Source organism: Phenylobacterium sp. (assembly GCF_044236515.1).
GTDB lineage: Bacteria > Pseudomonadota > Alphaproteobacteria > Caulobacterales > Caulobacteraceae > Phenylobacterium.
Genome location: NZ_JBIIGK010000119.1, coordinates 1 through 9089 on the forward strand (window position 1 = coordinate 1; position 9089 = coordinate 9089).

Annotated in this window: 8 protein-coding genes; 3 read left to right on the forward strand and 5 right to left on the reverse strand. The window is 72.1% G+C overall.

Going from position 1 to position 9089, the window contains the following annotated elements:
• Together ACILRF_RS11880 and ACILRF_RS11885 are read right to left on the reverse strand one after the other, a co-directional pair.
• On the reverse strand, positions 1 to 281 hold a 281-nt coding region (locus tag ACILRF_RS11880), incomplete at its 3' end, for a hypothetical protein (RefSeq protein WP_395673133.1).
• 117 nt (positions 282 to 398) lie between these two features.
• Positions 399 to 1094 carry a TerB family tellurite resistance protein gene (locus ACILRF_RS11885; RefSeq protein ID WP_395673135.1) on the reverse strand — a complete coding sequence of 232 codons (696 nt, stop codon included), beginning with the start codon at positions 1092 to 1094 and terminating at the stop codon, positions 399 to 401.
• A 61-nt stretch (positions 1095 to 1155) separates the two neighbouring features.
• On the opposite strand from ACILRF_RS11885, the gene ACILRF_RS11890 reads away from it, so the two are divergent.
• Complete coding sequence (locus ACILRF_RS11890; RefSeq protein WP_395673137.1) at positions 1156 to 4731, forward strand: hydantoinase B/oxoprolinase family protein; 3576 nt, start codon at positions 1156 to 1158, stop codon at positions 4729 to 4731.
• A 24-nt stretch (positions 4732 to 4755) separates the two neighbouring features.
• Complete coding sequence (locus ACILRF_RS11895) at positions 4756 to 5334, forward strand: hypothetical protein (protein ID WP_395673139.1); 579 nt, start codon at positions 4756 to 4758, stop codon at positions 5332 to 5334.
• A gap of 3 nt (positions 5335 to 5337) precedes the next feature.
• Here ACILRF_RS11895 and ACILRF_RS11900 read toward each other — a convergent pair whose 3' ends face one another.
• Positions 5338 to 6174, reverse strand: a complete 837-nt coding sequence (locus ACILRF_RS11900; RefSeq protein ID WP_395673141.1) for an MBL fold metallo-hydrolase — start codon at positions 6172 to 6174, stop codon at positions 5338 to 5340.
• 98 nt (positions 6175 to 6272) lie between these two features.
• Between ACILRF_RS11900 and ACILRF_RS11905 the strand changes: the two genes are divergently transcribed.
• Positions 6273 to 6542 carry a DUF1294 domain-containing protein gene (locus tag ACILRF_RS11905; RefSeq protein ID WP_395673143.1) on the forward strand — a complete coding sequence of 90 codons (270 nt, stop codon included), beginning with the start codon at positions 6273 to 6275 and terminating at the stop codon, positions 6540 to 6542.
• Here ACILRF_RS11905 and ACILRF_RS11910 read toward each other — a convergent pair.
• Complete coding sequence (locus ACILRF_RS11910) at positions 6500 to 7765, reverse strand: dicarboxylate/amino acid:cation symporter (RefSeq protein ID WP_395673145.1); 1266 nt, start codon at positions 7763 to 7765, stop codon at positions 6500 to 6502. The two genes, ACILRF_RS11905 and ACILRF_RS11910, sit on opposite strands and share 43 nt — an antisense overlap.
• 39 nt (positions 7766 to 7804) lie before the next feature.
• The gene (locus ACILRF_RS11915; RefSeq protein ID WP_395673147.1) at positions 7805 to 8980 is read right to left on the reverse strand and encodes a zinc-dependent alcohol dehydrogenase; all 1176 of its coding nucleotides are present in this window, start codon (positions 8978 to 8980) and stop codon (positions 7805 to 7807) included.
• Positions 8981 to 9089 lie beyond the last annotated feature (109 nt).

The following is a 9089-nucleotide window of genomic DNA, read 5'->3' on the forward strand; positions in this document are numbered from 1 at the left end:
TCGTTCCAGCCGTAGGCGACCCAGTGATGGCCGCCCAGATACCGCGCCTCGATCAGGCCGTCGGCGCGGTTGCGCACCCGCGCCGTGCGGCGGGCGCGCAGGGCCAGGCCGGCGAAGGCCAGCAGCGCCGAGGCCATGATGGCGATCACCGCGACGGTGGCGGCGAAGAAGATGGCCAGCACCGCGCCCACGATAACCGCCGCGCCCGTCGCCAACGCGCCGCCGATCACCGCGAGGCTGCGGAGGGCGGAACCGTGACGGGCGGCGAACTGCTTGACCATCTCGACCTCAAACCGGCCGCGTCCTGACAGACGGCGACCTTTGGCTACAACGAATTATGTCGGCCCGGGGGTCCCGAACGTCAACACGACAGATTGGTAAAACCTCGAAAGTGGCGATTAGGCGGCGCCCTCCAGGGCCCAGGTGCGTCTTTCGCGCATGATGGCGTCAAATGCCGCATTGATCGACGCGGCCTTGGCTTCGGCCACCTCGATGAACTCCGTGGGCAGGCCGCGGCCGCGGGCGCGGTCCGGGTGCGCGTCCGACAGCTGCGCCTTCCAGGCCTTGCGCACCTCGGCGTCGCTGGCGTCGTGGGCGACGCCCAGCACCGCGTAAGGGTCGTCCTTCTCGGCGCCCATGTGCACCGCCTTGATCCGGCGGAAGGTCAGCGGACTCTGGCCGAACAGTTCCGAGACCCGCTCCAGATAGGCGAGCTCGTCGGCGGTCACGACGCCGTCCGACGTCGCCACATAGAACAGGCCGTCCAGCACATCCTCGAGCAGCTGCGGGCACGACCGGTAGCGCTTGGCCAGCCGCCGCGCATAGCTCTCGAAGCCGCGGGTCGTCTGGCGGGCCAGCTGGTAGAGCCGGCGGATGTTGCCGCGGCTGCCCTCGTCCGGCTGGAAGACCTGGGTGAAGATGTCGTACTCGGCGGCGCCGGCGATCCCGTCGGCTTTCGCCAGCTTGGCGCCCAGCGCCGTGACGGCGGTGGAAAACGCCGGATCCTCGCCGGGCAGGCCGGCCGGGCAGTCGGGGCATTCGGCTTCGTCCAGGTTCCGGACCGCCAGCCCCGCGATTTTGCGCCAGAAGCTCATCGGAGTATCGCAAGCCTTAAGACCGTGGCGTCGCCATGACAATCGGCAGGAGCATTACGTTTTGGTCAGGTGCTGGCGTTTCGCGATCGACCGGGGCGGCACCTTCACCGACGTCATCGGCACGGGTCCGGACGGCGCGACGAGATCGCTGAAGCTGCTCTCCGCCTCGCCGGCCTATGACGACGCCGCCGTCGAGGCCATGCGCCGCTTGATGGGAACGCCGCCCGGCGCGCCGTTTCCGGCGGATCGGGTGGCGACGATCAAGATGGGCACCACCGTCGCCACCAACGCTCTCTTGGAGCGGGCCGGCGCGCGGACGCTGTTCGTCACCACCCGCGGCTTCGCCGACGCGTTGATTATCGGCGACCAGGCGCGGCCCGACCTCTTCGCGCTCCACATCGAGCGGCCCGCGCCGCTCTACGACGAGGTGCTGGAGGCCGACGAGCGCCTCGCCGCCGACGGCGCCGTGGTCCGGCCGCTGGACGAAGCCGCCCTGGCCGAGCGCCTGAGCCGGGCCGCTCAGGCGGGCTTCACGGCCGTCGCCATCGCCTTCCTGCACGCCGACCTCAATCCCGCGCACGAGCTCGCCGCCGGCCGGCTGGCCGAGGCCGCGGGGTTCGGCTGCGTGGCGTTGAGCCATCAGGTCTCGCCCCTGCCGCGCTTCCTGCCCCGCGCCGAGACCACGGTCGCCGACGCCTACCTCACCCCGGTCCTGCGGGCCTACGTGCGGCGGGTCTCACAGGCGGTCGGCGGCGCGCCGCTCTACTTCATGACCTCGGCCGGCGGTCTGGTGCGGGCCGAGGCGTTCCGCGCCCGCGACGCCGTCCTCTCCGGGCCGGCGGGCGGCGTGGTCGGCGTCGGCCAGACGGCGCGACAGGCCGGCCGCGCAGCGGTGCTCGGGTTCGATATGGGCGGCACCTCCACGGACGTCTGCCGCTACGCCGGCGCGCTGGAGCGGCGTGACACGGCCAGGGTCGCGGGCGTTCGGCTGCGCAGCCCGATGCTTGACGTCGAGACGGTGGCGGCCGGCGGCGGCTCGGTCCTTGCCTTCGACGGCCTGCGCGCCCGGGTCGGTCCAGCCAGCGCCGGGGCCTGGCCCGGCCCGGCCTGCTACGGCCGCGGCGGGCCAGCGGCCGTCACCGACGCCAACCTCGTGCTCGGCCGGCTCAGCCCCGAGGGTTTCCCGGCCGTGTTTGGCGAGGACGGCACCCGACCGCTCGACCCCCAGGCCGCCCGCGCCCGCCTCGCCGACCTCGCCGACGCCATGGGCGCCGCCAGCGTCGAGGCGGCCGCCGAAGGCTTTGTCGCCGTCGCCGTCGAGCAGATGGCCCAGGCCATCCGCCGCATTTCCACCGAGCGTGGTTTCGACCCCCGCGACCACGCCCTGACCGCCTTCGGCGGCGCGGCAGGCCAGGTCGCCTGCCAGACCGCCGAGGCGCTCGGCGTCTCCGAAGTCCTCTGTCCCCGTTACGGCTCGGTGCTTTCGGCCTGGGGCATCGGCGAGGCGGAGGTCTCCGCCCTGCGCCAGACCGGCCTCGAGGTCCCGCTCGACGCCGCCGGCCTCGCCCGCGCCGAGGCGACGCTGGCCGACCTCGAGATCCTCGCCGTCGCCGACCTGGCCGCGCAGGGCGCAGAGCCCGGCCCGCTGCGCCGCACCCTGCGCCTGAAGTACGACGGCGCCGACGCCGAACTGCCCGTCTCCCTCGCCGACCCGCAAGTCGAGTTCGAGGCCGCCCACCACCGCCTGTTCGGCTTCGTCGAGCCCGGCCGAACCATCCTGATCGCCTCCGTGGAGGTGGAAGCCGCCAGCAGCCCCCTTGCGGGAGAAGGTGCGGTCCGCCGGGCGACGGACGAGGGGTCGCGCCCCCCTCGCGCCGCGCCGAAGACGGTCTCGATCTACGCCCGCGGCGCCTGGCATGACGCCCCCGTCGTCCCGGCTGAAACCCTGACCGTCGTCGATGGCCCCGCCCTCGTCGTCCGCGCCGACACCCAGATCGCCGTCCTGCCCGACTGGCGCGCCGCCGCCGACGCCGACGGCCTCATCCGCCTGACCCGCACCGACGCCAACCGCACCCAGGCGATCGCGGCCGAGAGGTGCGACCCGGTCACCCTGGAGCTTTTCAACCGCCGCTTCATGGGCGTCGCCGAGGCCATGGGCGCAGCGCTGGAGCGAACCGCCCACTCGGTGAACATCAAGGAGCGCCTCGACTTCTCCTGCGCCCTGTTCGACGTCGACGGCGGCCTGGTCGCCAATGCGCCGCACATGCCGGTCCACCTCGGCAGCATGGGGGCCAGCGTCCGCGCCGTACGCGACCGCCATCCCGTCCTGAAGCCCGGCGACGCCTTCGCCCTCAACAACCCCTATGCCGGCGGCACCCACCTGCCGGACATTACCGTCGTCATGCCGGTGTTCCTGACTGAGGGCGCCGAGCGGCCCGCCTTCTACGTCGCGGCCCGCGGGCACCACGCCGACGTCGGCGGCGTCCAGCCCGGCTCGATGCCGCCGTTCTCCAGGGACATCGGCGAGGAAGGCGTCATGCTCGACGCCCTGCGGATCATGCGCGGCGGCCGGTTCCTGGAGGCCGAGGTGCGCGCCGCCCTCGCCGCAGGCCCCTTCCCGGCCCGCGCGCCTGACCGCAACCTCGCCGACCTCAAAGCCCAGATCGCCGCCTGTCAGGCCGGCGCCGCCGCCGTCGCCGGCATGATCGCGACCTTCGGCGGCGAGGCGGTGGCCCGCTACATGGGCTTCGTCCAGGCCAACGCCGCCGAAGCGGTGCGCCGCGCGGTCGGCCGCCTCTCCGACGGGGCGGCCCGCGCGCCCATGGACGACGGCGGCGAGATCGTCGTGCGCACCACCGTCGATCCCGTCGCCCGCGAGGCCGTCCTCGACTTCACCGACAGCGCCGACCAGCGGCCAAGCAACTTCAACGCGCCTTCGGCCATCGTCGACGCCGCCGCGCTCTACGTCTTCCGCACCCTGGTCGACGACGACATCCCGCTCAACGCCGGCTGCCTGGAGCCGCTGAAGATCGTCACCCGCCCCGGCTCGATGCTCGCCCCCCGCCTGCCCGCGGCCGTCGTCGCCGGCAACGTCGAGACCAGCCAGCACGTCGTCGACGCCCTCTACGCCGCGCTCGGCGTCATGGCCAACGCCCAGGGCTCGATGAACAACTTCACCTTCGGCGACGAGGCACGGCAGTACTACGAAACCCTGTGCGGCGGGGCCGGCGCGACCGCCGAGGCCGACGGCGCCAGCGCCGTCCACACCCACATGACCAACTCGCGCCTGACCGATCCGGAGATCCTCGAGCGGCGCTTCCCGGTTCGGGTCGAGGCGTTCGCGATCCGCCGCGGCTCCGGCGGCGCGGGCGCCCGACGCGGCGGCGACGGCGCCTTGCGGCGCATCCGCTTCCTCGCACCGATGGACGCCGCCCTGCTCTCGACCCGCCGCGACCACGCTCCGCAGGGTCTCGCCGGCGGCGCCCCCGGCCTGCCCGGCCGGCAGCGTTTGATCGCCGCCGACGGGAAGGCTAGAGAACTTCCCGGCTGTTTCGCCGTTAAGGTAGAGCTTGGCGACCTCATCGAGATCGAGACGCCGGGCGGCGGGGGCTTCGGGGCTCCGCCTGAAAATCGCTGAAATTCTGACAGGTAGCTTATCGCCATGACCGCACTCGCCCTGGCCCTGGCCCTCATCGCCCAATCCCCCGAGGCCGCCGCACCCGCGCCGGCCGCTCCGCCCGCCGCGGCGAGCGAGGAGCGCTGGCCCACCGGCGCCCCGCGCGAGGACTATCCCTTCGTCGCCTGGTGCTACGGCGCCCTGCGCGGCTACCTCGACATGCACGACGAGGTGATGCCGGAGGTCCGGCGGATAGAAGGCGCCTTCCGCCCGCCGGGCCGCAGCCTGGCGGAGGACATGAAGGTCTACGCGGATCAGCAGGCCTACGGCCGCAAGAAGCTCGTCGAGTTCCAGGCCGCCCTCACCGCCGCCGAGAAGGCGAGCCTGCGGCCGATCAACGCCCAGGGCGCCGAGGCCGTCCGCCGCGGCCGCCAGACCTGGAACGCCGGCCCCGAAGTCACCCCGGCCACCAAGGCGCAGATGTGGATGAGCTGGGCCCTGCCGGCCAGGTGCGAGACCACCGCCGACGCCCTCAAGGCCCGCGCCACCCTGATGGGCAGCGCCTTCCGCGTGAACAGCCTCGACGAGGCGCCGGCCCAGAACCCTTCGGCTCAGAATCCGTAAGGACTAAAGCGGCCGCCCGCTGCGGGCGGCCTCGTACTCGACGACGTCGTGGGCGCAGATCATGCGCACGCCCGCCATCGGGTCGAGGGACAGTTCGCGCAGCCGCGCCTGGTTTTCGAGCCGGGCCGTCCGGTCGACTTCCATCATGTTCTGGTAGAGCCGCAGGCCCGGCGTGCAGTGGCGCTCGGCGCGCCGCACCTCGTCGCGGTAGAAGTAGGCGTCGCCGGCGTGCAGCAGCCATCCGGCTCCGGTGTCGACCGCGACGCCGGCATGGCCCCAGGTGTGGCCGCGCAGCGGCACCAGCAGGATCTCCGGCGGCAAGCCGTCCAGCTGACGGACCGACTGGAAGCCGAACCAGCCTTCGCCGTCCGGCTCGTAGCGGCGCCAGTCCGGGACGTTGTCGAACTGCATCGGCCGATAGCGGTTCTTCGAGACGAAGCCGTGGCGCGCCTCCGTCGCCGCCTGGAACTCGGCCGCCATCAGATGGACGCGAGCCTGCGGGAAGTCCTCCAGCCCGCCCGCGTGGTCGAAATCGAGGTGGGTGATGACGATGTGCCGGACATCGCGCGACGAGAATCCCAGCGCCTCCACCTGCCGCACCGCCGTTTCCTCCTCCCGCAGCCGGATATTCAGCAGGGCGGCGAACGGCCGGCTCAGCCGCGGGAATGGCTCGCGCACGTCCCTCAGCCCATAGCCGGTGTCGACGAGCACCAGGCCGCCGGCGGTCTCGATCAGCAGGCAGTGGCAGACCAGATGCGCCAGCGGCCCGTGGCTGCGCCCGTCCATGGCCGCGCCGCCGAACGGGCAGTCGGTCCCGCAGTTGATGTGATGGATCCGCATCCCTGGTCCTCGTCGTCAGGGCGCTAACCGCGGGTGTCGGCCGCCGTTCCGGCCAGACGCAAATGTCAGTCGCCGCGAGGCGTGGTAGAGGCCCGGGGATGCCGCTGCTCCTGGCCTACCTCCTGGCCATCAACGCCGTCACCTACGCCGCCTTCGCCGCCGACAAGCGCGCGGCCGTGCGCCGGGACCGACGCTGGCCGGAGCGGGCCTTGCTTGCTTTGGCGGCGGCCGGCGGCGCGGCTGGCGGCCTGCTCGCCATGCGGCGGCATCGCCACAAGACCCGCAAGGCCGCCTTCCGCCTCGGCGTGCCGCTGATCCTGGCGGCTCAGGCGGCGGCCGCAGTGGGCGTCTGGGCCTCCAGCGGCTGATCGCGGGCGACCAGCGAGGTGACCGCCATGTCGCCGGTGACGTTGCCGATGGTCCGGAAGATGTCGGGGACCACTTCCACCGCGATCAGGATCGGCAGCAGGTCGAGCGGCAGGCCCAGCGCCAGGCAGATCGGCCCGACGCTCATGAAGAACGACACCTGGCCGGGCAGGCCGATCGAGGCGACGCTGACCGCCAGGGCGATCACCACGGCGCTAGCGAACTGCAGGGCGCTGGGTTCCACCCCGTAGACCTGGGCCACGAACAGGGCGACGGCCAGGTTGGCGACGGGACTGGTCAGCTTGAACACCGACACCGCCAGCGGCAGCACCAGCCCGACCACCCGTTCCGGCAGGCCGATCCGGCGGCTTTCCTCGATCATCGCCGGCAGGCAGGCCAGCGAGGACTGCGTCGCCACCGCCGTCGCCTGCACGGGCGCCAGGGCCCGCAGCCACAGGCCGGCCGGCCCCCGTCCCCAGGCCATCGCCACAGCGGCGGCGATCGCGATGACGCCGACCTGCGCCAGCACGACGGCGACGATGTAGTGGCCGATCACCCCGGCCGCCCCCACGCCCGCCCGCAGGCCGACGCCGAGGCAGAGGGCGAAGACCCCGACCGGCGCAGCCCACAGCACCCAGCGGACGATCACCACCATGGCGTCGGCGATGCTCTGGAACAGCCCCGTCAGCGCCAGCCGCCGCGTCTCCGGAAGGCGGGTGAGCGCGAACGCAAAGGCGATGGCGAACACCACCAGCGGCAGGATCGCGTCCTCGGCCGCCGCCTTGATCGGATTGGTGGGCGCCAGGCCCTTGAGGAAGTCGCCGAAGGTCGGCGTCGCCGCGACCTCCGCCGGCGGCGGCGGCGCGGCGGCGGCCAGCGCCGTGGCCGCGCCCGGGTCCACCGGCCACAGGGCGTAGAAGCCGTGGCCGAAGGCCAGCGTCCAGGCGCAGCCGACGAGCAGGAAGGCCGCGAACCAGCCGATCGCCTTCAGGGCCAGCCGGCCGGTCGCCGCCGCATCGGCCACCCCGGCCACGCCCACCACCAGAACGGAAAACAGCAGCGGGATGACCGTCATCCGCAGGGCGTTGAGCCACAGCGACCCGACCGCCTCGAAGTTCTCGACCCCTGCGCGCACCAGCGGGCCGCCGAACTCGGCCGCCGCCGCCCCCAGCAACAGGCCGGCCACCAGGGCGACCAGCACCCGCACGCTCAGGGATTTCAACATAGATGGCTCCGGCCCGATCAGGCCGGAGCCTAGTCGACCTTACGGCTTCAGCACCACCTTGATGCAGCCGTCCTTCTTATCCCGGAAGGTCTTGTACATCTCCGGACCGTGGCCGAGCGGGACCCGGTGGGTGACGACGAAGCTCGGGTCGATCTCGCCCTCGTCGATCCGCCGCAGCAGTTCGTCCGTCCACTTCCGGACGTGGGTCTGGCCGGTCCTCAGGGTCAGGCCTTTGTTCATCAGCGCGCCCATCGGCACGGCGTTCGACAGCCCGCCATAGACGCCGGGGATCGAGATGCGGCCGGCGGCCTTGCAGGCCATGATCGCCTCGCGCAGCGCGACCGGCCGCTCGGTCTCCAGCTTGAACGCCGTCTGCACCCGATCCATCAGATCCAGCACCGCATTGGGCCCGTGCGCCTCGATCCCGACCGCGTCGATGACCACGTCCGGGCCATGGCCATTGGTCATGTCCTTCAACGTCTGGATGACGTTGATCCCCTTGCGGTCCAGCACCTCGATCCCGAGGCCGGCCGCCATCTCCAGCCGCTCGGGCACGTCGTCGATGCCGATGATCCGCTTGGCGCCCATCACCTTGGCCGACAGCACCGTCATCTGCCCGACCGGCCCAAGGCCCCAGACCGCCACGGTGTCCTCCGGCCCGACGTCGACCTGCGCCGCCGCCTGCCAGCCGGTCGGCAGGATGTCGGACAGGAACAGGTACTTCTCGTCCTCGCCGGCCTTGGGGATCTTGACGACGGTGGTCGCGGCGTAGGGGACGCGCAGGTACTCGGCCTGGCCGCCGGCATAGCCCCCGGTGATGTGCGAATAGCCGAACAGGCCGGCCACGCTGTCGCCGAAGAAGGCCTTGGCCAGGGCGTTGTTGCGGTTGGTCACCTGGCAGGCCGAGAAGTTCTGCTTGCGGCACTGCTCACACTCGCCGCAGGTCATCTGGAACGGCACGACCACCCGGTCGCCGACGTTCAGCCCCAGCCTCCGGGCCTCGCTCCCGACCTCGACCACCTCGCCCATCGGCTCGTGGCCCATCACGTCGCCGGCGCACATCGTCGGCACGAAGCCGTTCATCAGGTGCAGGTCCGACCCGCAGATGCAGGTCGATGTGATGCGGATGATCGCATCCTTCGGGTCCTCGATGATCGGATCGGGGACTTCCTCGCAGCGCAGGTCCTTCTTTCCCTGCCAGCAGATCGCCTTCATGGGATTCCCCTCAGTCGCAATTGCGCTTGACGGTGCTCATGCGCACCGCGGTGATCAGGTCGAGGGCGGTCACCGCCAGCACGAGGCCGAGGGCGACCTTGGCGTTACC